Raw genomic sequence first — 22485 nt, 5'->3', positions numbered from 1 at the left:
GGGCGTTACTTTGCCGACCGGCAACAGAAAGATCAAAGCCCCGGTGACATGACCGACAGGTCAGGGACCATCCGGGGCTATTCGTCGGCCATTTTAGCAGAGGAGCTATCAGAGTGACCAGCGCTCGCGCAGGGGATTGGATCGAGACCTGGCTGCCGAGGCCGAGGTTCGTGGTCTACTTGCAGGCGGCGAACCAGGACCGAGAGCCGGCCATACGGTTGTACGAATGGAACACAGCGGTATCCGCCGCCTTCCATCATGACCTCTCCCACCTGGAAGTGGTCCTGCGCAACGCCTAAGGCCGGGCATTGGGTCACGCAGTCGCGGCCGGGAAGCCACACTGGGTCTTCCGAGCGACGACGATCTTCCCACGTCCTTGTGCCGCGAGTACGTCACCGTCGCCAGGAAAGGTGATCGCCGAGCTGAGTTTCGGTTTCTGGCGGTATCTGTCCGCGAGACGTCTGTTGGCCGCCCGTCCCGGCTAGCCCCCGATCGCCTCCGACAGCGCCAGTATCCGTCGCGCGTTGTCCACGTGCAGGTTCTCGATCATCCGCCCGTCCACGGTCACGACGCCCTGCCCGGCAGCCTTCGCCTCTTCGAATGCCGCGATGATCTTCCGCGACCGCTCGATCTCCTCCGGGGACGGCGCGAAGATCCGGTTGCACGGCTCCAGTTGCGAAGGGTGGATCAGCGTTTTGCCGTCGAAGCCGAGCTGGCGTCCCTGCAGGCATTCCGCCTCGAAGCCTTCGAGGTCCTTCACGTCGTTGTAGACGCCGTCGAGGATCGCCTTGCCGGTCGCCCGCGCGGCCAGCAGCGCCAGCGAGAGCCCGCCGAGCAGCGGCGCGCGGCCGGGGACGAACTCGGCGTGCAGTTCCTTCGCCAGGTCGTTCGTGCCCATCACCAGCACGGTCAGCCGTTCGGACGCCGCCGCGATCTCCTCGGCGTGCAGCATCGCGACCGGGGTTTCGACCATCGCCCAGATCTTCGTGTGGTCGGGTGCGCCACCGAGTTCCAGCGCACGCTCGATGTTGTGCACCTCGGCGGCCGAGTTCACCTTCGGCACCACGATCGCGGCGGGACCGGCTTGCGCGGCGGCGCGGAGGTCGGCGTCGTGCCATTCGGTGTCGAGGCCGTTGACGCGGATGGTCACTTCGCGCTTGCCGTACTCCTTCGACGACGCGGCAGCGCAAACCCGCTCACGAGCGGCTTCCTTCGCGTCGGGCGCGACGGCGTCTTCGAGGTCGAGGATCAGGCTGTCCGCGTCGAGCGTCTTGGCCTTTTCGAGTGCTCTTTCGTTGGCGCCCGGCATGTACAGGACGGAACGTCGGGGATTCATTCGGAAGCCTCCTTGACGGCCGCGTCATAGGCGGCGGCGAGTTCGGGGTCGTCGGCGGCCAGGGCGTCGGCGAGTTCGGCGACCACCCGGCACTGCTTCACCGAGGCGTCGTCCTGCATCTTCCCGTCGATCATCACGGCGCCGGTGCCGTCACCCATCGCGGCGATCACGCGCCGCGCCCACGCCACGTCCTCGGGAGAAGGCGAGAACACCTTCTTGGCGATGTCGATCTGCACGGGATGCAGGCTCCAGGCGCCCACACAGCCGAGCAGGAACGCGTTGCGGAACTGGTCTTCGCAGGCCACGACGTCGCGGATGTCGCCGAAGGGTCCGTAGAACGGCAGAATCCCGTTGGCCGCGCAGGCGTCGACCATCCGCGCGACGGTGTAATGCCAAAGGTCCTGCTGATACGTCGTGCGTCCCTCGTTCAGGTCGTCCCCGGCAGGGTCCGTGCGCACGAGGTAGCCGGGGTGCCCGCCACCCACCCGGGTGGTTTTCATCCGGCGGCTCGCGGCCAGGTCGGCCGGGCCGAGTGAGATGCCCTGCATCCGGGGGCTGGCCCCGGCGATTTCTTCGACGTTCGCGACGCCGCTGGCGGTCTCGAGGATCGCGTGCACCATCAGCGGTTTCGTCAGCCCCGCCCGCGCTTCGAGCTGCGCGAGCAGCCTGTCGACGTAGTGGATGTCCTGTGCGCCTTCGACCTTCGGCACCATGATCACGTCGAGTTTGTCGCCGATCTCGGTGACCAGCGTGATCAGGTCGTCGAGCACCCACGGCGAGTCGAGGCTGTTGACGCGCGTCCACAGCTGCGTCCGGCCGAAGTCGTTCGCCTTGGCGATGGCGACGAGCCCGTTCCGCGCGGCCTCCTTGCGGTCGGCGCGCACCGCGTCCTCGAGGTTCCCGAGCAGGACGTCGACCTTCTTGGCAAGATCCGGGACCTTGGCCGCCATCTTCTCGTTACCGGGGTCGAAGAAGTGGATCATCCGCGAAGGAGGCACGGGGATCTGGCGGAGCGGTTCCGGCGCCCCCACCGCGAGCGGGGCGAAGAAATCCTTCGGCGAACGCATCGTTCCTCCATCGCAACGGACTATGTGACCGACGAGTAACCCTAAACCCGGAAGGTGGGGAACCGCTGCGGCGCAGCTCACCTCCAAGCACACACGATCGGGAATCGCGGAGGAATCTGTGGACGACTGGGCCTTGCCGGGTTTCACCGAACTGGGGGCGCTGGGCGAGGGCGGTTTCGGCCGCGTCGTACTGGCGCGGCACGACGAATCCGCCCAGGTCGTGGCCATCAAATACCTGTACGCGCGGTTCGCGGCCGACCCGCGGCGGCTGGCCGAATTCCGCCATGAGGCACAGGTACTGAGCCGCGTTTCGGGGCCGCATATCGCCCGCCTGCACCAATTCGTGGAGACCCCACAAGGTGCCGCCATCATCATGGAAGCAATTCACGGGATCTCCCTGAAAGAGATCCTCGGCCGCCAGGACAAGCTCGAACCCGAAGCCGCGCTGGCCATCCTCAAGGGGTCACTGCTCGGACTCGCCGGCGCGCACGCCGCGGGTACCGTCCACCGCGACTACAAACCCGCCAACGTCCTGGTCACCCGTGAGGGGCAGAGCAAGCTCGTCGACTTCGGCATCGCCGTGCTCTCCGGGCAGACCGGCGTCGCCGCGGGCACCCCCGCCTACATGGCGCCCGAGCAGTGGGCAGGCGGGGTCGCCACGCCCGCCACCGACGTCTACGCCGCGACCTGCGTGTTCTTCCAGTGCGTCGCCGGGCACCGGCCGTACGAGGCCGAGCAGACCGAAGTGCTCCGCACACTGCACGAATACGCGCCGATCCCGTTCGGCGAGGTCCCCGAACCGGTCCGCGCCCTGATCGCACGCGGTATGGCGAAGGACGTCCAGCAGCGTCCGTCGGGCGCCGCCGAGTTCGTCGCCGAACTGGAGTCGTCCGCGCGGAAGGCGTACGGCGACGACTGGGAGCGCAACGGCTGGCATTGGCTCGCCAAGGGCGCCGGCGTCCTGGTCGCGCTGTCGCCGCTGGCCCTGCTCGGCGCGGGAACGGCCGCGGCGCCGGTCATCGCGGGCGGCGCGGCGGGTGGTGTCGCGGCCACCACCGGCGGCGGGATCGCGCTGGGTCTCAAGGTGACCGCCGCGATCGCCGCCGTCACCGCGGCCGCCGTCGGCACGGTTGTGGTGGTCAACGCCAATAGCGACGACGAAGCACCCCCGCAGACGACGACACTCGCCGCGATGCAGGTCGACCTCCTCACGCGCGACGAGAAACTCAACGGCTACGACTACAACGGCAAGTACGTCCGGATCAGCGGGCTGAAGGACAAGGCCGCCGAGGAGCGGGCCAACAAGGCGCTGATGGCACCCATCGACGCCTGGCTCGAGAACTTCTGGCCGGACAGCTACCAGCCGCAGAAGGAACCCGACGGCGACGTCCCGCATATGAAGACCGAGGCCGAGGTCCTCCGCAAGGACGACAAGCTCGTGTCGGTCGTCTACAAACGCTCGATCGACTCCGTGCAGTTCGGCAACCACGGCGGCTTCAGCATCCGCCCGATCGTCATCGACCTGACGACCGGCGAGCAGGTCTCCACCGCGCACCTGTTCGACAACGTCGACGGCACCGCCTCGCGGATGCGGATGGTGGAAGACCGGATCCTCGAAGCGGCCAGACCGGGTGACTGCCTCGCCGGCGCGCGGAACGACGTCGAGCACCTCCCGGCGACCTCGATGTCGGAGCGCTACACCTTCGACTACGACTCCATCGTGCAGGCGGCGCCCACCGCGAACGGGATGCGGTTCTTCGTCTACGGTTCCGCCCTCGGTTACCCGCGCGTCTGCGATCCGACGGAGGTCACCGTCGCGTACGACCGGCTTTCCGGCTTGATGAGTCCCGCGGTCACCAAACTGCTCGGCCTCTCGTCCGGCGGCACGCAGGGACAACGGACCAAAGAGGACGACGTCGGCGCCTTCACCATCACCACGCCGGAGAAATGGTCGCTGCTGACCAGCGCGTTCGCCGAGCGCTACCTGGTGACGGCGGATCAGTGCGCGGGCGGCGGGGCGCAGCCGGCCCAGTGCGCGAGTGTCGTCTTCAGTGACAACTCGCGGGTGGATCCGGCCACTCCGGCGTATGAACCGGGCAAGCCTTACAACCGGTCGACAGGTCCGCGTGCGTGTCATTCGATCGGAGCAGCTAACGAAACGCAGGGTTCACCCGTCTTGCAGATGAAGGAGCTTCGGCCCATCGGAACGAAGAAGGCCGCGTACGAGGAATGGCGGCTGACGTGTTCCGGCGGCGGGACGGTCACCCAACGGGTGTGGTTCCTGCCGAAGACGCAGCTCGTGATCGTCGACGAATGGAACACTCCAGGACTCGACAAGATCCTGGAAGAGGCACGGTGGCACTGAACGACGAGTGGAGATTGCCCGGCTTCACCGAACTGGAACAGCTGGGGACGGGCACCTTCGGCCGGGTGGTACTGGCACGCCAGGGCAGCACCGGCCACGTCGTCGCGATCAAGTACCTCTTCTCCCGCTTCGCCGCGGATCCGGCGTATCTGAGCGCGTTCCGGCAGGAGGCGCTGGCACTGCACCGGGTTTCGAGCCCGCACGTCGTCCGGCTGTACGAGTTCTTCGAGACACCGCAGGGCGCCGCGATCGTGATGGAGGCGATCAACGGCGTCTCGCTGCGCTCGGTGCTACAGGCGGAAGGCGCCCTCGAACCCGAAGCCGCCCTCACCGTGCTGAAGGGTTCGCTGCTCGGGCTGGCCGCGGCACACGCCGCCCACGTCGTCCATCGGGATTACAAACCGGCCAACGTCCTGGTCGCCGACACCGGCGAGAGCAAACTGGTCGACTTCGGCACGGCCGTCCTTGCCGGTGAACGGGGCCCGAGCGTCGGCACCCCGGCGTACATGGCACCCGAACAGTGGGCAGGCGGCCAGGCCACCCCCGCCACCGACGTCTACGCCGCGACCTGCGTGTTCTTCCAGTGCGTCGCCGGGCACCGGCCTTATCAGTCCGACGACACCGAAGTACTCCGCACGCTGCACGAACACGCGCCCATCCCGTTCGGCGAAGCACCCGAGCCACTGCACGAGATCGTCGCGCTGGGGATGGCGAAGGACCCTTCGAAACGGCCTGCCGACGCACTCACCTTCGTCGGCGAACTGGAACGCGTCGCCCGCGCGGGCTACGGCGACGATTGGGAGCGCAAAGGCTGGTCACGGCTCGCGAAGGCGACCGGCCTGCTCGCCGCGATGACGCCGTTGGCCCTGCTCGGCGCCGGGACCGCCGCCGCGCCCGGGGTCGCCGCCGCCGGTACGGGTGCGGTGGCCGCGTCGACCGGCGGCATCGCGGCCGGACTGAAGATCGCCATCGGTGTCGTCGCGGCGACGGCCGCAGTGGTCGGTTCCGTCGTGATTTTTTCCGAACCGAGCACCCCGCCTCAGCCACCGCCGACGACACAGCAGGCCGTCGCGCTCAAGGTCGCCATGAAAACCAGGGCCGGGACGGTGCCCGGCACGACCCTCCAGTTCCGCGGGCAGTACCCGGAGGTGACCGGCGGCCCCGACGCGGCCTGGTCGAAACGGGTCAACGACGCCTTGACCGCGCCGATCGACGCGTGGAACCGGGAGACCGGACCCGGTGCCGCCAAACTGGAGCCGGAACGCGGCCCGTACGTGCTCAACACCCAGGTCGACGTCCGGATGCAGAACGAGCGCTACCTCTCGGTCCGCTACGAACACGGCCTCGACAACGCTCCACATTCGACTTGGAACATGGGTCGTTCCGTCGTGCTGATCGACCTCACCAGCGGCAATCCGGTCGCACCCGCGGACCTTTTCCGCCCCGGGACATTCACGGACGAGGGGATGGCGAAGCTCAGCGATCTCCTCTGGCCCGACCACAACCAGGGCTGCGGGCTCACCACCTGGATCCCGATCAAACCCGCCGACCTCGCCGGGCCCGGCGAACTCAAGGTGTTCCCCAGCTTCACCCCCGCCGAAGTCGAGCTCACGATCAACTTCAACCGCCTCGGTTTCGAGACCGCCTGCGGCGTCCAGACGATGAAACTCCCGTACGACAAGATGTCCGAGCTGCTCAAACCCGAACTCGTCGCGGGCCTGACCGGCGGCAAGACCGTCAAGGGCTCGGCGTCCACCGCTCCGCCGCCTCAGGGCTACACCGACGTCTCGGCCGGTGCGCTGACCCTGCACCTGCCGCCGGGCTGGACGGCGGTTTCGCAGGGGCTGGAGAAGGTGATCGTCGATTCGAGCTGCCCGGACCCGAAGAAGTACTTCAACTGCAAGTACTTCCTCCTCACGGACAACACCGAGCAGTCGGCCGAACAGCCGCCGTACCGGCCGGGTGGCTTCTATCGCCGTAGCGCGGGAGGCCGCGCCTGCAACGCCGCCGGTCGTAAAGACCTCCGCCAGGAGGGTGACGCCGAGCGGAAGGTTTCCGCCACCGCACCGATCGGCACCGCGATGGCGACCTATGAGGAGTGGACGATCCAGTGTGTTCCTCGTGGACAGAGCGGTGGCGACGGCGACGCGCAGGTGACCCAGCGGATCTGGTTCCTTGCGGAGAGGCAGATCGTCGTGATGGACGAGTGGCGGACGCCGGGCGTCGAAGATCTTCTCCGGAACGCGACGGTCGGATGACCTTGACCTGCGAAAGCCCGCTCCGAGAGGCCATGGAAAGTCCACAGTGGAATGGGTATTCACTGGGCTGAATGGAGTAAGGGCTTACTTCCGTTGCCATCGCCGTGTTCGGTGGCGGCCGGTCCATACCCGTGACCGTTCGGAGACGCCGGGTAACACCACTTACCTCGCTCTCACTCGGTTGGCGGCACGGTCGGACTGAAGTCCGACGACCGCCTACCGACCGGTCACCGATGACAAGGCGCCGCCGATCGCAGCCACTCCCGTTGTCCGGCGCCGCCGCCTCCCTGCCCTGTTAGACAGTTCATGTGCCGCTTCCACCGAGGTGGCACGGGGTATACGGAGTCATCGCAAACAGGGCCTTAGGGAAACCAGGTTCGAAGGAGGCGGAACGTGGCGGCTACGCCGAACATGGAGAGCTCGACGGTCGCCGGTGGCGCGAAGCGCAGCCGGTCACTGCCGAGCCGGGTGGTGCCGCCGATCGAACTGCCCGCGAGCGTCGAAGAGCTTTCACGCAAGGCCGCGGTCCTGCTCGGCTGGAACGGCATCGTGTTGCCGGAGACCACCGTGCTCGGCCGCAAGATCTGCGTGGTCGCCCGGCTCCGTACCGACGTGCACGCGGAGCGCATCGCGATGGGCATGGGTCCCGTCGTCGATCGCGCCACCGTCGACACCTGGACATGGCCAGAGCTGGCCGCGACCGCACCCGCGCCGGCCACCGAGATCATCGGTGTCCTCGCGGTCGCCCGGCACTGGCGCACCGCGATGGCCTCCGCGGTCCCGTTCGCACGTTACGGCGAGGCCGCGATGGTGCTCCCATCGCCAGCCGTACTGACGGAGGACTACGTCGGCAACTGCCTGCCGCGTGCCCGCGCCTACGGGCTCGGCATCGTCAGCGCCGACCCCAACGCGGTGACCGACCTCGACCTCGAGGGTCACAACGAGCGCATGATCCTGGACGAGGACCCGGTTTCGCGCCTGGTCAACGAGATCGTCTACGACCAGCTGCTGCGCGCCACCGAGGCCCCTGCCGAAGTCGAGTAGACCCTCAACGGAGAAGCTTCGCTCCGCTGTGGTGTCCTAGGTCCATGCGAGTAGTCATTGCCGGTGGACACGGACAGATCGCGCTGAAGCTGGAGAAACTCCTCACCGGGCGCGGTGATCAGGCGGTGGGGATCGTACGCAATCCCGATCACGTCGCCGACCTCGAAGCGATCGGTGCGGAAGCCGTCGTCCTCGACCTCGAAAAGTCCGATGTGGACGCCGTGGCGAAGGTGCTCGAAGGCGCCGACGCCGCCATCTTCGCGGCAGGCGCCGGCCCTGGCAGCGGGACCGACCGCAAGGACACTGTGGACAGAGCGGCCGCCGCGCTGTTCGCGGCGGCCTCCGAACAGGCGGGCGTGCGGCGGCACATCCAGGTCGGCTCCATCAACGCCGACATCTGGGAGACCGCGGACGTACCGGACGATTTCCGGATGTACCTCAAAGCCAAGAAAGCGGCCGAGGACGATCTGCGTGCCCGGGATCTCGATTGGACGATCCTGCGACCCGGGCAGCTCACCAACGACGAAGGCACCGGCAAGATCCTGATCGCCGAATCCACCGAGCGTGGCCCCATTCCCCGGCAGGACGTCGCCGCGATCCTTGTCGCGCTGCTCGACCATCCGTCGACGGCGGGACGTATCCTCACCACGATCTCGGGTGATACTGCTATCTCTCAGGCTGTTTCCGCGCTGTGAAAACCGCCGCGCCGATCTCTGCCGGACGAAGCCTCGGCGGGAAAAAGTACCTCGACTAGTGTGTGGACGTAATCCGTCTTTAACTGAACGGAGTAGGTCCTTGCGCGAGGACATCGCGGTTTTCAGCGGTAGCGCACATCCCGCGCTCGCCGAAGAGATCTGTGCTCATCTGGGCGTCCCGCTGCATCCCGTGCGGGTGCAGCGGTTCGCCAACGACTGCCTGGAGGTCCAGCTCGGGGCGAACTGCCGCGAGCGCGACGTCTTCCTGATCCAGCCGCTGGTGCGGCCGGTGCAGGAACACCTCGTCGAACTACTGCTGATGCTGGACGCCGCCCGTGGCGCGTCGGCGAAGCGGATCACCGTCGTCATGCCGCATTATTCGTACGCCCGTTCGGACAAAAAGGACGCACCGCGGATTTCGATCGGCGGCCGTCTCGTCGCCGACCTGATGGTGACCGCCGGCGCCAACCGCGTCCTCGCGATGACCCTGCATTCGCCGCAGGTGCACGGCTTCTTCAGCGTTCCGGTCGACCACCTGCACGCGTTGCGGGAGCTCGCCAAGCATTTCCGCCAGTACGATCTCTCCTCGACGACCGTGGTCTCGCCGGATCTCGGCAACGCCAAGGAGGCAGCGCATTTCGCCCGGCTGCTCGGAGTTCAGGTCGCCGCCGGCGCGAAGCAGCGCTTCGCCGACGACAGGGTCGAGATCAGCTCGGTGATCGGCGAGATCACCGGCCGCGACGTGATCGTCCTCGACGACGAGATCGCCAAGGGCAGCACGGTGCTCGAACTGCTCGACAAGCTGCGGGAACTGAAGCCGCGCTCGATCCGGGTCGCCTGTACCCACGGCCTGTTCTCCAGCGGCGCGCTCGAACGGATCGGCAGCCAGCCGGATGTGCTGGAGGTCGTCTGCACGAACACCGTGCCGATTCCACCCGAGGAGCAGAGCCCGAAGCTGCGGGTCCTTTCGATCGCGCCCGCGCTGGCGGAAGCAATGCGGCGGATCCACAACGGTGAGTCGGTCAGCGCGCTGTTCGACTCGGCCTAAATCGTGCCGAGGACCCGGTCGAGGTAGGTGTTCGCGAAGATCCCGGCCGGGTCCACCTCTTTGCGCACCCGCTGGAAGTCGTCGAACCGCGGGTAACGCGAGCGGAGGGTCGCGGCGTCGAGGTCGTGCATCTTGCCCCAGTGCGGGCGGCCGCCGACCTCGCCGACGATGGCCGCGAATCCGGCGAAGTACTCGCGGTACGGCATGCCGAGGAACTGGTGGATCGCGATGTAGGCGGAGTCGCGGCCGTTCGCGGTCGAGAGCCAGATGTCATCCGCGGCGGCGACCCGCACCTCCACCGGGAACGCGACCGGGTTCTCCAGCTTCGGCACCAGCGTGCGGAGTTCGGCGAAGACGTCGAGCAGCGATTCGCGGGGGATCGCGAATTCCGACTCGACGAACCGCACGCCGCGATGGGTCACGAAGACGCGATGTGACGTATCGCTGTACTCGCGGGCGGAGAGGATGTTCGAGGCGAACTTGCCGAGCGGCTGTACGAGTTTCGGTACCGCGCGGCCGAGACGGCAGAGGCCGCCGAACGCGACGTTCTCGGTGATCTCGTAGTCGACGAATTCCTTTACCCTGCTCAGCGGTTTGTGTTCGCTGCCCGCCGGGAGCCGGTTGTTGCGTTTGACCAGCGCGTTCTTGCCGTAGGGGAACCAGTAGAACTCAAAGTGGTCGTTTTCGTCGGCGAACTGGTCGAAACCTTCGAGAACCTGTTCGAGTGGTTCCGGCCGCTCCTGCGCGGAGAGCAGGAACGACGGCTCACACTGGAGAGTGACCGTGCTGATGACGCCGAGCGCGCCGAGGCCGACCCTCGCGGCGGCGAACAAGTCGGGGCGCTCGCCCGCCGAACAGGTGACCACGGTGCCGTCGGCGAGGACGAGTTCGAGTGCGGTGATCTGGGTGGCGATGCCGCCGAGCCGGGCGCCGGTGCCGTGGGTACCGGTGGAGATCGCGCCCGCGACGGTCTGTGCGTCGATGTCGCCGAGGTTGGTCATCGCCAGCCCGAGCGCGTCGAGTTCGGCGTTGAGCTGCTTGAGCGTGGTGCCCGCTCGGACCGTGACCAGGCCCTTCGCGACGTCGGCCGTCGCGATGCCGGTCCAGCCGGTCAAATCCATGGCGTCGGAGTCGGCGGCGGCGATGGCCGTGAACGAGTGGCCGCTGCCCCAGGGGCGCAGGCGGCGACCTTCCGCGGCGGACCGGCCGATCGCCTCGGCGATCCCGGCCGTGTCACGCGGCCGATGTACGCGAAGCGGCGACGCCGTCGCGGTGCCTGCCCAGTTGCTCCACCGTGTCATGAGCCACCGTTTCCGTAGGACTGCTGCCCTTGAGATGTTCGAGTGCCGAAACAGTAAGTGAATAGTATTCGCGTTTCAAGCCCTTCTGTCGTACCTTAGTTCGGGTGACCAGTGCGACGGTGTACGACTTGGCGACGAAGGACCTGGATCCTCCGTTCGCGGTTGTCGACTTGGATGCGTTCGACGCGAACGGCGCCGACCTGCTGCGGCGGGCCGCCGGTAAGCCGATCCGCGTGGTCAGCAAGTCCGTTCGCTGCCGGTACCTGCTGGAGCGGGTGCTGGCGCGGCCCGGCTTCGAAGGTCTTATGTGCTACTCGCTCGCCGAAGCCGTTTGGCACGCCGAGCAGGGGACGACCGAGGACATCGTTGTCGCCTATCCGACCGCCGACCATGGCGCGTTGCGGAGGCTGGCGGCGAACGACCGGGCGCGAGCGGCGATTTCGATCATGGTCGATTCGCCGGAACACCTCGATCTGGTCGACGCCGCGCTCGGCAAGGACCATCCCGAGATCCGCGTCTGCCTCGAACTCGACGCTTCGTGGCGGCCGCTGCCCGGTATCCACATCGGCACCCGGCGCTCGCCGGTGTTCAGTCCCCGGCAGGCCACCGATCTGGCGCGAACCATCTTGTCCCGCAAGGGTTTCCGGCTTGTCGGGATGATGGCGTACGAAGGCCAGGTCGCCGGGCTCGGCGACGCCGCGGGTGGTGGCGTCAAGAACGCCGTCGTCGGCTGGATGCAGCGGAAGTCCATTGTGGAAATCGCGAAGCGCCGCGCCTCCGCGGTGAAGGCCGTGCGGAAACTGGCGGACCTCGAATTCGTCAACGGCGGCGGCAGCGGCAGCGTCGAATCGACCGGTGCCGAAGCGGCCGTCACCGAAATCGCCGCGGGCTCTGGCCTGATCGGCCCCACCCTTTTCGACGGCTACGCACACTTCTCACCCCGCCCGGCCGCGTTTTTCGCGCTCCCCGTCGTCCGGCGCCCCGCGCCGAAGGTCGCGACGCTCTTCTCCGGCGGCTACATCGCTTCGGGCCCCGCAGAGGCTTCCCGACTCCCGACGCCCTACCTGCCCGAAGGTCTTTCGCTACTCGGCTTCGAAGGCGCCGGCGAAGTGCAGACCCCCGTCTCCGGCGACGCGGCCCGTCACCTGCGGCTCGGCGACCGCGTCTGGCTCCGCCACGCGAAAGCCGGCGAACTCGCCGAACGCTTCACGCACTACCACGTCGTCATCGGCGACCGCGTCGACCGGACCGTCCCCACCTACCGAGGCGAACACCAAAACTTCGGCTGACCCGCGCGACCCCACCCCCCACCCAATCCCTGGGGGGCGTGCCCTGCACCAGCGTATCGGGAGGGGGTGTCGGGAACGGGGTATCGGCGGGGTGAGCGGCGAGGTTGTCCACAACTGTGGGTGGGTGTGGACAACTTATGTGGATAACTTGGTAAGGCCAGGTCAGAGTGGGCCGAAGCGTGGCTGGTGGGGGCTGTGTGACTGGTGAGGTGTGCTGTTCGGTCGCCGGTGGGCACGAATGGAGTAGGGGGATCCATCGGTGACGGGAAGCCGCCTTCGGGGCGATCAATGCCCTGAAGGCGGCCTTCGCATGTGCTGGAGCCAGTGCCGGGTTTGGGACGTTGAGCGTCTCAAAGGTGGCCTTCAGGACAGGTGACGTCGGTGCTGCGGCGTGGCCGGGCAAGGGGTGCTGCGAAGGGCCACGTTGCGAAAGTGCCCTTCGCACCATGGACGGGCCCGGACAGCGAGGACGCGAGTCCATAGTGGACCGGAGCGGGCGAAGCGCCCCGAAGCGCCCTCCGCAAGCGGCCCGGAGTACATGAAGGCCCCCTTCCTGTACCTAGGCGCAAGCAAGGGGGCCTTCATGTACTTAACCGCGAGTGCGCGAGCCCCCGCGCCCCGAAGCCAAAAGCCCCCAAAGCTCAGGCCTCGCCGAACTTGCTCGCCAGGTACCCCTTCACCACGGACTTCGCCTCCGCCACGATCCGCTCGTCCCCACGCGGGTCCCGCCGGAAAGCCAGCTTCAGCAACGCGTCGGCCGTCTCGTTCGCGATCGTCAGCGCGAACCGGATGTCGTCCAGCGGCGACGAGATCCGCGCCGAAAGGATGTCGGTGAGCGCGTCGACGATGACGGCGTTGTTGTCGCGGGTCTCGTCGAGGAGTTGCCGGTCCACGACGTCACCGAAGTGGACCTTCGAGAAACCGGGGACCTCCCGGTGCATGGCGAGGTAAATGTCGAGGATCGAGTCCACGACGTCCCACCAGTGCTCGGGCGCGAGCTCGTTCAGGGTCTGGGATACCGAGCTGATGAACCGTTCGAGGTTCCGCTGGGTCAGCGCCTGCACCACGGCCCGCTTGTCGGGGAAGAACTGGTACAGCGACCCGACCGCCACCCCGGCGCGTTTCGCGATCAGTGTGGTGGTCAGTGCGTCGTAACCGAGTTCGTCGATCAGCTGCGCGCTGGCGTCGAGCATCTGCTCCACCCGCTTGGCGCTGCGTTGCTGGACGGGCTGCCGCCGGAGCGGAGTCGTCTCCGTCTGCGGTTTCGCGGCCTGGATGTCGGACACTCGGGCTCCTCCTTCGCTGATCTGCGACTTTATCGTGCCGACAGGGTTCCCCCCGGTCGAGTGAAGGCATAGTATCTGAGAACTTTTCATGTTCGGCCAGGTTTCCGAGGCCGTGTTTTCCCGAGGAAGGTGCGTAGCCGGTGGAGAATCCGACATTCCCGTCCGAATTCCTTTGGGGTGTATCGACCTCTGCCTTCCAGATCGAGGGAGCGGTCGGTGAGGGTGGCCGAGGACAGTCCATTTGGGACACATTCACCGAAACGGAGGGAAAGATCGCGCGGGCGGAGGACGCCAAGGTAGCCGCCGATCACTTCCACCGCTACTCCGACGACATCGCGTTGATGGCCGAACTCGGCGTCGGCGCCTACCGGATGTCCTTTGCCTGGCCAAGGATCCAGCCCGACGGCGACGGGAAACCCAACGCCGAAGGCCTCGCGTTTTACGACAAGCTCATCGACGAGGTCTGCGCCGCCGGGATCGCCCCGGCCGGGACGCTCTTCCACTGGGACCTCCCGCAGGCGCTCGAGGACAAGGGCGGCTGGCTCTCCCGTGATACCGCGGAGCGCTTCGGCGAGTACGCCGCCATCATGGGCGAGCGGTTCTCCGATCGGGTGAAAATGTGGATCCCGCTCAACGAGCCCATGGTCATGTCGATCTTCGGGTACGCGATCGGCGAGTACGCCCCTGGCAAGACGCTCCTGCTCGGCGCCCTTCCCACCGCGCACCACCAGAATCTCGCCCACGGTCTCGCCGTCCAGGCCCTCCGCGCGAACGGCGCCCGCAGTGTCGGCACCGCCAACAATCATTCGCCGATCTGGCCTGCCTCCGATTCACCGGAGGACAAGGCCGCCGGCGAATGGATCGACGCCCTCATCAACCGGACGTACGCCGATCCCGTGCTGTTGGGCCGTTATCCCGAACAAGTAGTCAATCATCTCCCGGCGGGATTCGCCGACGACCTGCCCACCATCGCCCAGCCGCTCGACTTCTATGGGGTGAACTACTACGAGCCGCAGGGCGTCGCCGCGGCCGGTGAGGGTAACCCGCTGCCCTTCGAGCTTCGCGCGATCGAGGGATATCCGATGACCACCAACGATTCGCCGATCGTCCCGCACGGGCTGCGTGATCTCCTCGTCGGCTTCCATGATCACTACCGCGAGCACCTTCCGCCCGTCTACATCACCGAAAACGGCTGCAGCTTCGACGACGTCGTCGCCGAAGACGGGCATGTCCACGACCAGGAGCGCGTCGACTTCCTCGACAGCCACCTCGTCGCGGTGCGCGAAGCGATGGACGCCGGTGTCGACGTCCGCGGGTACTTCGTCTGGTCCTTGATGGACAACTTCGAATGGTCGAAGGGCTACCAGCCACGCTTCGGCCTGGTGCACATCGACTACGAGACGCAGAAGCGGACACCGAAGGATTCCTTCGGCTGGTACCGGAAACTGATCCGCGATGAGTGAGGTCGGGCAGCTTCCCGAAGCACTCGCCGAGCCGGTCGCCAAGGTGCGCGCGGGCTGGATGAGCCTGCTGTTCTTCGCGAACATCGCACTGTGGCTCGGCGTCTACGCGCCCATTCAAGTACTGCTGCCGAAGCAGGCCGAAATCCTGGACGCGGCCAATAAAGAGGCGGTTTTCAGCTTGGTGACCGGGATCGGCGCGGTCGTCGCGTTGATCGCCAACCCGGCCGTCGGCCTGCTCTCGGACCGGACCTGTTCCGCCCGTGGACGCCGTCATCCGTGGACGGCGGCCGGCGCGGTCGTCGCCGCGGCAGGCCTGCTGGTGCTGGCGTTCGCGCCGAACATCACGGTCATGGTGCTCGGCTGGTGCCTGGTACAGGCCGGGCTCAACGGCATGCTCGCGATGCTGGTCTCCGCGATCGCCGACCGGGTGCCCGTGCCCCAGCGCGCGCAGGTCGGCGGGCTGGTCGGGATCGCCCAGATGCTCGGGACCGTACTCGGCGCGGTGGTGGTCGTGGTGATGCTCGACCTCGCCGGACTGCCCCTTGGTTACGCGGTCTGCGCGGTCATCGTGCTGGTGGGTGCGGCGGCGTTCATCCTGCGCACGCCGGACGCCCGCTTGCCGGTCGAGTACCGGCCGTCGGTCCGGGCCCGCGACGTGTGGTCGAACCTGTGGATCTCCCCGCGTGAGCATCCGGACTTCGCCTGGGCGTGGGGCTGTCACTTCATGATCAACCTCGGCAACGCCTTCGGAACGCTGTACTTGCTGTTCTTCCTCAAGGACGCCGTGCACTACGAGGATCCGGACACCGGGTTGCTGATCATGATGGGGCTCTACGGCGCCGCGCTCATCGTCGGCGCGCTCGTCGCCGGCCACTTCTCCGACAAGTCCGGACGGCGTAAGCCTTACGTCCTCGGGGCCGCGGCGGTGATGGCCGTCGCCGCACTGCTGCTGGCCGGCTGGCAGAACTGGACGACCGCGCTCGCGGCGTCACCGTTGCTGGGTGTCGGTTTCGGCGCCTACATGGCCGTCGCGCTGGCGATGCTCACGCAGGTGCTGCCCACCGCACAGGACCGGGCGAAGGATCTCGGAGTCATCAACATCGCGAACTCGCTGCCGCAGGTGGTGGCGCCGATGCTGACCGCGCCGATCCTCGCTTACCTTGGCGGGTATCCGAGCCTGTTCGCGGCTTCGGCGCTGTCCACCGTCCTCGCCGCGGTGCTGGTCACGCGGGTGAAGGGCGTCAACTAGAGAAACGTGGAGACCGCGGACCGGTGCCGGTCGGGGGAGGGGAGTGCAACGGCACCGGCCCGCGGGGTTCGGGGGATGGCAGCTTGTCTCCGAGGAGCTCTCGCGCTGCGTTTGTGATCATCAACCTAGCGACCGATTACTGCCTTCGCTAGGTGTTCTGCCGAGAATCTTCGATTAATCGCGGTGGGGACCGGAGTGCTTACCGAGAGCGGCTCGTGACGTTCGGGGGTACGCGCGAACCGCTCCCGGCAAAGGCGAGTTCCGGCGTCGCTGCCGAGGGGGCGCCCGGTGCGACGACGTTCACTCGCCGGCTTCTCAAGCGTGCACGCCGCCGATGGCTGGACGACGGGGGTTGACCAGCGCGTGCCTGCCGGTGGTTTCGGCGGGGCTCGCGCCGCGGGTCTGCCCGGGGAGACGGCGGCGGTTCTCCCGCCGGTGATCCTGGGTGGCCGCGGTCTGCTGCGGGGCGAGGCCACCGGCGACCAGATGCTCGTGCGCCACCTGCCATACCGAACAGGGGGCCTTGCACTTGTGCCAGCGGGTCGAGCAGGTGGGGCAGTCCCCGCGTTCGTCGGGCTCATGCGCCAGGAGCATGGCGCGCCACCCTTCGGTGAGGCGGGGGAGCTCGGAGCGGGCGACCGACACGAGCGACTGCGCGTCGGCCCTGGTCGCGAGATCGGAGAGCATGTCGAGGCGTTCCCAAACCGCGTTGCGGAGAACTTGCCCTAGGACCTGATCCACGGAGAACTCACCGTTACCTTTCCGCCATTTTGGCGGCTTCGTTGAGCGCCGCCCTGAGCTGTCCGAGCTGGCCGGACGTCAGACGCGCTGTCTCTCCTGGCGGCGAAACGACCACCACCTGGTTGTCCTCGACGAACACGGTGACGGCGCGCTCGCGGCTGATGAGATCGCCGCATTGCACCCGCCAGACCAGCTGTCCGCCTTCATAACGGCGCACGCTCGCGGTACGGGGGTCGACCGGGGCGGAAGGGGAGACCGGACGGTTGGCACCGGGGGCGACGGCGACCGCCTGCTGACCGGCCGCGCCGGCCGGACGCAGGTGGCGCGTGGCCATACCGGCCCGTCCCGCGGTGATGGAGCCTGTTGCGATCGAGTCCACGAACTCCACTGGCTCTTCTCCGCTCTCTCGTTCCACGTCGTCTTCGTATCCGCGTATCCGCACCGGTAAAGGTCCGGAGATTCGGTAGCTCTCTGTGATCGCTGCCGGTGGCTGGTCGGTCACGGAGATCTGACAACTACAGTGATGTGAAACCGAGTTCGATAGAAGGTCGAACCGCCGTCACAGCGGTGACCGGGCACGGTTTCACGGTAAGCGGTCAAACGACTTCTGCCGGGCCGATCACGACGGGCATTCCGCTGTTTCACACGGTTGAATAGGTGTGCCTACGCTGTTTCTAGACCCCAACGGAACTGTGAGGGGGCGCAATGGACGCCAGTATCGGTGGCGGCGCTGTCGCCGGCTCGGACTCGAGCCGCCAGAGCCACCCCGTGCCGCCGGATGCCTGGGAGCAGCCGGAGATGCGAGCCGCACTGGCCACCCGGGAGATCTCTTCCGTGTATCGCCTGTTGCGCAAGCACGGTATTTCGCAGCGCCAGATCGCCGCGATGACCGGCCAGTCGCAGTCCGAGGTGTCCGAGATCCTCAAAGGTCGCCAGGTGATGGCGTACGACGTGCTCACCCGCATCGCTGACGGCCTTGGTGTCCCACGGGGATACATGGGTCTCGCCTACGACGAGGCGACAGCGATCAAGGTCGTCGGCGCTGCCGACGGACAGGCGGAGGAGGACGAGTCCGTGAAACGACGGAGGTTCCTCGCGCATGCCGCCCAGGTCACGATGGGCGCGGCGGTATTCGGTCCGGAATCGGGCACGTGGTCGGCGGGACCGGCGAAGACGCCGGCCCCCGGCCGGATCGGCATGACCGACGTCCGCCAGGTGGAAGCCGCGACCAGAGCGCTCCGGTCCCTCGATTACCAGTACGGCGGCGGTTTCTGCCGCGACGCCGTGGTCGCGCAGCTGTCATGGGGACAGCAGATGCTCGAGTCCAACGGCACCGAACCGGTCAAGAACCGGCTGTACGTCGCACTGGCCGACCTGCACAGTCTGGCAGGCTGGACCTCCTTCGACACCGGGCTCATGGACTCCGCCCGCGGTCATTTCGCGAACGCGCTCGACCTGGCGAAACAAGGCGACAGCCATCCGCTGGTGGCCAACGTGCTGTACCGGATGGGCCGTGTCTACCTGCATCAGGACGCCCCGAACGACGCGCTGAAACTGTTCCAGCTCGGTCAGATCGCCGCCCAGGAATCGGGCTCCGAACTGGCGGTCGCGGTGCTCTGCGCCAACGAAGCGTGGGCTTACGCGATGATGGGTAACGAGGATCAGGCCGCGAAACTGCTGGGCCGGAGCAAGGACGAGTTCGCCCGCGCGAACCTGGCCGAAGCCGAATCCTGGGTCAAGTTCTTCACCGAGACCGACGTCTACGCCATGATCGGCACCGTCCACACCGTGCTCGCGGCGAAGAACACCGAGCATACGAAGTACGCGATCCCGGCGCTGTCCAAGGCCGTCGAGTCCTACACCGACGACATGGCCCGCAGCAAGACGTTCATGCTCAGCGCATTGGCCACGAATCACCTGCTCGAAGGCGATCTCGATCATGGCGCCAAGGTCGGGGCCAAGGCCGTCGACTGCGCCGAGGGCATCAAGTCGGAGCGGGTGAAGGACCGGATGCGACCGTTGCAGGTCGAGGCGGACCGCCGCCGGAACAACGCCGACGCCCGTGACCTCGCCGACCGCCTCAACGCCTTCTACGCCGCCTGAGCCGCCTGAGCCGACCGGTTCCGGGTTGCCAGGGCCGGACGGCCGGTTCACGCCCGGCAAACTACACGACGCCCTCGGGCGGACGTGCGCGCTGCTCGGCGTGGATCCCGACGGCGCCCGGCTGCTGAGGTTCACCAACAACGCCGTCTACGAGCTGGCGAGTGCGCCGTTCGTCGTGCGGATCGTCGGGTCGACGCTGCTGCGGCATCGCGTCGGCACGGTCGTGCGGGTGGCCCGGCACTTCGAACGGCACGACGTCCCGGCGATCCGGCTGCTTCCCGGCTTCGACCAGCCCCTGGCGATCGGCGAGCATCTCGTCACGGTGTGGTGGAAGGTGCCGTCGACCGGCCGGAAGGCGAAGTCCGCGGATCTCGCCGTACTCCTGCGCCGGGTCCACTCGCTCCAGCCGCCCGACGGGCTCGCCGAATGGGCGCCGTTCGCCGCGGTGCGTGCCAGGGTTTCCGACGCGGAGGAGCTGTCCCCCGGCGACCGGCGGTTCCTGCTGGAGCGCTGCGCCGAGGTCGAGGAGGCCCTTGCGGCGCTCGACTTCCCGCTCCCTCGTGGTCTGGTCCACGGCGACGCGCACAGCGGGAATGTGATCCCCGGGCCGGACGGGCCGGTGCTGTGCGATTTCGATTCGTCCTGCGTCGGGCCGCCGGAATGGGATCTGACACCGCTCGCCGTCGGCAGGGAACGGTTCGGTGATCCACCCGCCCGCTATCGCGTGTTCGCCGAGCGGTATGGATTCGACGTGACCACGTGGTCCGGGTTCTCGGTACTGCGCGCTATCCGTGAACTAAAGCTCACCACGAGTGTTCTCCCGATTCTCCGCAGTCACCCCGGTGTACGTGATGAGCTGCGAAAACGGTTGGACGATCTTCGGAGCGGGCACACCGGCGCACGGTGGAACCGGTATCGCTGAGTCACTCGGAAAAGCAATCCTGCACGTGCATTCGCCGACGGCGAATGACCGTTCGTCGCTTGCCCGAAATCATCGCTCAAACCGCGACTAGTTCGGCCCGGCTAATCACTTCTCTTGGCGCAATGCTCCCCCAAATGTGCAAGTTGCAGCTACGCTCTGTTATTCGACTTGGCCGGTTCATCCGGCCGTTGTTCACCGATCGGTGCCTTCGGCGATCAGAGTCCGGCCAGACGAGCACGCAGAGCGTCGGCCTCGGGCCGGCCGAGGCCGACGAAAATCGGCAGCGCCTGGTCGTAGTACCGCCGGGCTTCCTCGGATTCGCCCTCCGCTTCGGCGATCTCGCCGAAGGCGTACAGCGTCCGCGCGACCTCGAACCGCGATCCGGCGGCTTCCATGGTGTCGCGGGCCGGTCCGAGTTCGGCGCGCGCGGCCGCGAGGTCACCGGTGACCGTCAGGGCACGCGCGAGTTCGATCCGGGCGCGGGCCACGTTGTAGTCATCGCCAACGAGAGCGTCGCGAGCGCCGGTGAGGTCCTGGATCGCGGTTTCGGGCTGCCCGGTTCGGACCCGCGTCGCGCCGAGGTTGATCAGTGCCAGCCCGACGTCGTGCGGGCGCTGTTGGCGCTCACTGAGCGCGTGATCTTCGATGAACCACTTCACCGCGTCGTCGAGCCTGCCCTGTTGCAGTGCGACCAGCCCGAGACCCTCCACCGAGCGGATCTCGACGACGTGGTCTTCGCTCTCCCGCGCGGCGGCGCGACCGGCCTCGTAGTGTCCGACGGCTTCGTCGTAACGGCCGGTGCCGCGGCTCGCGGCGCCGCTGCGGTTGTGCATCAGCGCCAGCGCGGAGGAGTTGCCCCACTCCCGCGCACAGCGCACGCCGATCTCGCTCACCCGCAGAAAGTCCGGATAGTGTTTGCGCAGCAGGAAAAGCGGCCACATCGCGGCGGCGAGCTGCCAGCCGAGCTCCGGCAGCTGCCACGCGTGCGCCGTTTCGACCGCGGCGATGAGGTTCTCGCGTTCCAGCTCCAGCCATTCGAGCGCCTCTTCGGAGGAATCGAACGTGACCGGGGTCGACGGCCGGTACTCGTAGCGGTACGGGATCACGTCCTGGTCGGGTGTGGTCAGGCCGGCCGTCGCGGACGCCGCGGTCAGGTACCACTCGAGCATGCGGCGCACGGCGATGTCGCGGTCGTACTCGTTGCCCGCCGTCTTTTCCTTGGCGTGCAAGCGAGCGAGGTCGTGGAACGTGTACCGGTCGTCACCGCGATCGATCAGCAGCCCGACGTCGACGAGCTGGTCGAGGAGGTCGTCGGCGACCTCTTCGCGGACGCCGATCGACGCGGCCGCGACGCCGACGCCGAAGTCGGGGCCGGGGTGCAGGCCGAGCGCCGCGTACAAGGCAGCGGCGTCCGACGGGAGCTCGTCATAGGAAAGGTTGAAGCTGGCTTCCACCGATTGCGCCTCTTTCGTCGAGAGCGTGGCCAGTCGACGATATTCCTTCCCCAGCTCCTTGGCGATCTTCTCCAGCGACATTTTCGGCCGCGCGGCCAGTTTGGAGCTGATCGTGGTGAGCGCGATCGGCAGGCCGCCGCACAGTTCGGCGATGGACCGCGCGTGGTCGGTTTCGGCGCCGACCCGGTCGGTGCCGACAGCACGTCGCAGCAGCTCGGCGCTGTGCGCGGAACCGAAGGGGGACAGCTCGATCAGCTTCGCGCGATGCTCCGTCTGGAGCCTGCCGAGACGTCTTCGCGAAGTCACGATCACGAGGCTTTCCGCGTTGGCGGGCAGCAGCGGCTGCACCTGTTCGGTCGATCCCGCGTTGTCGAGCAGTACGAGCAGTGGCCGGTCGGCGGTCGTCGTGCGGTAGAGGGCGGCGAGTTCCTCGACGTCCGCGGGCAGCCCCGCCGGCGGGACACCCAGCGCCCGGAGGAACCGGCCGAGCGCCTCGCTCGCGGTGAGCGGGCCGTTGGTGCTGAACCCGCCGAGGTCCGCCCAGAGCTGTCCGTCGGGGAACCGGTCGCCGAGGCGATGTCCCCAAGCGGTGGCCAGCGCCGTCTTCCCGATCCCGCCCTGTCCGCTGATCAGGTGCACCGCCGGATGCTCGCCCGTGCCGGTTTCCCCGGACAGCAGGTTTTCGAGCAGACCGAGTTCGGCGGTGCGGTTGGTGAAGTGCGCCGGTGTGTGCGGCAGCTGACGCGGACCCGAACTCACCTGCCGGGTAAGCCGGACCGCGGAGCGCTGACGCGGTAACCGCGGCGTGGCGGCTTCACTTTCACCCGGCATCGGGCTGCCCATCGATCATCCCCTCTGTGGGTT

At 67.4% G+C, this 22485-nt stretch carries 17 protein-coding genes; 10 read left to right on the top strand and 7 right to left on the bottom strand.

Annotated elements, in window-relative coordinates:
• Positions 1 to 481 precede the first annotated feature (481 nt).
• Entirely contained in the window at positions 482 to 1336 is an 855-nt protein-coding gene (locus AB0M65_RS00600) for a CoA ester lyase (RefSeq protein WP_364019167.1), read from the bottom strand.
• Positions 1333 to 2403, bottom strand: coding sequence for a CoA ester lyase (locus tag AB0M65_RS00595; RefSeq protein WP_364019164.1), 1071 nt, complete (start codon positions 2401 to 2403; stop codon positions 1333 to 1335). The genes AB0M65_RS00600 and AB0M65_RS00595 overlap by 4 nt, the downstream gene beginning before the upstream one ends.
• A 118-nt stretch (positions 2404 to 2521) precedes the next feature.
• Between AB0M65_RS00595 and AB0M65_RS00590 the strand changes: the two genes are divergently transcribed.
• The 5 genes from AB0M65_RS00590 to AB0M65_RS00570 all read left to right on the top strand — a co-directional run bounded on the left by AB0M65_RS00590 (position 2522) and on the right by AB0M65_RS00570 (position 9813).
• A complete protein-coding gene (locus AB0M65_RS00590; protein ID WP_364019161.1) occupies positions 2522 to 4768 on the top strand; it encodes a serine/threonine-protein kinase in 2247 nt (748 codons plus the stop codon).
• A complete protein-coding gene (locus AB0M65_RS00585; protein ID WP_364019158.1) occupies positions 4759 to 7026 on the top strand; it encodes a serine/threonine-protein kinase in 2268 nt (755 codons plus the stop codon). Before AB0M65_RS00590 ends, AB0M65_RS00585 begins: the two co-directional genes overlap by 10 nt.
• Before the next feature lie 393 nt (positions 7027 to 7419).
• Positions 7420 to 8070 (top strand): hypothetical protein, encoded by a 651-nt coding sequence (locus AB0M65_RS00580; RefSeq protein ID WP_364019155.1) that lies wholly within the window; start codon positions 7420 to 7422, stop codon positions 8068 to 8070.
• Positions 8071 to 8114: 44 nt separating this feature from the next.
• Positions 8115 to 8765 carry an NAD(P)H-binding protein gene (locus AB0M65_RS00575; protein ID WP_364019152.1) on the top strand — a complete coding sequence of 217 codons (651 nt, stop codon included), beginning with the start codon at positions 8115 to 8117 and terminating at the stop codon, positions 8763 to 8765.
• A gap of 100 nt (positions 8766 to 8865) precedes the next feature.
• Positions 8866 to 9813: a ribose-phosphate diphosphokinase gene (locus AB0M65_RS00570; protein WP_364019149.1), complete on the top strand. Its 948-nt coding sequence runs from the start codon at positions 8866 to 8868 to the stop codon at positions 9811 to 9813.
• On the opposite strand, the gene AB0M65_RS00565 is transcribed toward AB0M65_RS00570, so the two are convergent.
• Positions 9810 to 11114: a D-arabinono-1,4-lactone oxidase gene (locus AB0M65_RS00565; protein WP_364019146.1), complete on the bottom strand. Its 1305-nt coding sequence runs from the start codon at positions 11112 to 11114 to the stop codon at positions 9810 to 9812. The genes AB0M65_RS00570 and AB0M65_RS00565 overlap by 4 nt on opposite strands.
• A gap of 104 nt (positions 11115 to 11218) precedes the next feature.
• Between AB0M65_RS00565 and AB0M65_RS00560 the strand changes: the two genes are divergently transcribed.
• Positions 11219 to 12403: an amino acid deaminase/aldolase gene (locus tag AB0M65_RS00560; RefSeq protein WP_364019143.1), complete on the top strand. Its 1185-nt coding sequence runs from the start codon at positions 11219 to 11221 to the stop codon at positions 12401 to 12403.
• Between the two features lie 641 nt (positions 12404 to 13044).
• Here AB0M65_RS00560 and AB0M65_RS00555 read toward each other — a convergent pair.
• The gene (locus AB0M65_RS00555; protein ID WP_364019140.1) at positions 13045 to 13689 is read right to left on the bottom strand and encodes a TetR family transcriptional regulator; all 645 of its coding nucleotides are present in this window, start codon (positions 13687 to 13689) and stop codon (positions 13045 to 13047) included.
• A gap of 140 nt (positions 13690 to 13829) precedes the next feature.
• Here AB0M65_RS00555 and AB0M65_RS00550 point away from each other — a divergent pair, with 140 nt between their 5' ends.
• Complete coding sequence (locus tag AB0M65_RS00550) at positions 13830 to 15152, top strand: GH1 family beta-glucosidase (protein ID WP_364019137.1); 1323 nt, start codon at positions 13830 to 13832, stop codon at positions 15150 to 15152.
• On the top strand, positions 15145 to 16401 hold the full coding sequence (locus tag AB0M65_RS00545; protein WP_364019135.1) for an MFS transporter: 1257 nt from the start codon (positions 15145 to 15147) through the stop codon (positions 16399 to 16401). The genes AB0M65_RS00550 and AB0M65_RS00545 overlap by 8 nt, the downstream gene beginning before the upstream one ends.
• A gap of 315 nt (positions 16402 to 16716) precedes the next feature.
• Here the strand turns inward: AB0M65_RS00545 and AB0M65_RS00540 are convergent, their stop codons facing one another.
• Entirely contained in the window at positions 16717 to 17142 is a 426-nt protein-coding gene (locus tag AB0M65_RS00540; protein WP_364019132.1) for a hypothetical protein, read from the bottom strand.
• 13 nt (positions 17143 to 17155) lie between these two features.
• A complete protein-coding gene (locus tag AB0M65_RS00535; protein ID WP_364019267.1) occupies positions 17156 to 17530 on the bottom strand; it encodes a hypothetical protein in 375 nt (124 codons plus the stop codon).
• Between the two features lie 317 nt (positions 17531 to 17847).
• Here AB0M65_RS00535 and AB0M65_RS00530 point away from each other — a divergent pair, with 317 nt between their 5' ends.
• A complete protein-coding gene (locus AB0M65_RS00530; RefSeq protein ID WP_364019129.1) occupies positions 17848 to 19245 on the top strand; it encodes a helix-turn-helix transcriptional regulator in 1398 nt (465 codons plus the stop codon).
• Between the two features lie 25 nt (positions 19246 to 19270).
• Positions 19271 to 20167, top strand: coding sequence for an aminoglycoside phosphotransferase family protein (locus AB0M65_RS00525; RefSeq protein WP_364019127.1), 897 nt, complete (start codon positions 19271 to 19273; stop codon positions 20165 to 20167).
• Between the two features lie 215 nt (positions 20168 to 20382).
• Here AB0M65_RS00525 and AB0M65_RS00520 read toward each other — a convergent pair whose 3' ends face one another.
• The gene (locus AB0M65_RS00520) at positions 20383 to 22464 is read right to left on the bottom strand and encodes a tetratricopeptide repeat protein (protein ID WP_364019124.1); all 2082 of its coding nucleotides are present in this window, start codon (positions 22462 to 22464) and stop codon (positions 20383 to 20385) included.
• Positions 22465 to 22485 lie beyond the last annotated feature (21 nt).

This window comes from Amycolatopsis sp. NPDC051071, assembly GCF_040682875.1.
GTDB lineage: Bacteria > Actinomycetota > Actinomycetes > Mycobacteriales > Pseudonocardiaceae > Amycolatopsis.
The sequence above is the reverse complement of the archived record's forward strand: the minus strand, read 5'-3'. Positions and strand labels throughout refer to the sequence as shown.

Coding starts and splice junctions, on each gene's coding strand:
- AB0M65_RS00545 (WP_364019135.1), top strand. CDS start 15,145: ATGAGTGAGGTCGGGCAGCTTCCCGAAGCACTCGCCGAGCCGGTCGCC.
- AB0M65_RS00530 (WP_364019129.1), top strand. CDS start 17,848: ATGGACGCCAGTATCGGTGGCGGCGCTGTCGCCGGCTCGGACTCGAGC.
- AB0M65_RS00595 (WP_364019164.1), bottom strand. CDS start 2,403: ATGCGTTCGCCGAAGGATTTCTTCGCCCCGCTCGCGGTGGGGGCGCCG.
- AB0M65_RS00575 (WP_364019152.1), top strand. CDS start 8,115: ATGCGAGTAGTCATTGCCGGTGGACACGGACAGATCGCGCTGAAGCTG.
- AB0M65_RS00520 (WP_364019124.1), bottom strand. CDS start 22,464: ATGGGCAGCCCGATGCCGGGTGAAAGTGAAGCCGCCACGCCGCGGTTA.
- AB0M65_RS00565 (WP_364019146.1), bottom strand. CDS start 11,114: ATGACACGGTGGAGCAACTGGGCAGGCACCGCGACGGCGTCGCCGCTT.
- AB0M65_RS00600 (WP_364019167.1), bottom strand. CDS start 1,336: ATGAATCCCCGACGTTCCGTCCTGTACATGCCGGGCGCCAACGAAAGA.